The 250-nt window shown below is 44.4% G+C and carries 1 protein-coding gene; it reads right to left on the bottom strand.

The window, feature by feature from the left end:
• The coding region (locus ACM615_RS24375; RefSeq protein ID WP_431012707.1) for a hypothetical protein at window positions 1-250 on the bottom strand (250 nt) is incomplete at both ends.

Here is a 250-nt window from a genome sequence, read left to right as displayed (position 1 = left end):
TAGGGTTGGTATTTGTGCGTACGTATCCGTTAACCAGTTTGCTCGCAATGTCCACACTTGTAGAATCGTCTCTAACACTTGCAACAGTAGACATGGTGCCTAGAGGATAATTTCTGTTGTCATAGAGAATTGTCCCGTCCTGTAGCAGCGCATTTAGGTCAAACTCGTCCAGATTTCCTTCGAAATTTGCATCGAGCTTTAGCTGTGCTCGGGAGCTTTTTCCAGAAAGTCCAAGTTCATAAAAGTCTGC

Source organism: Rahnella sp. PAMC25617 (assembly GCF_050606005.1).
Taxonomy (GTDB): Bacteria; Pseudomonadota; Gammaproteobacteria; order Enterobacterales; family Enterobacteriaceae; genus Rahnella; species Rahnella variigena.
The sequence above is the reverse complement of the archived record's forward strand: the minus strand, read 5'-3'. Positions and strand labels throughout refer to the sequence as shown.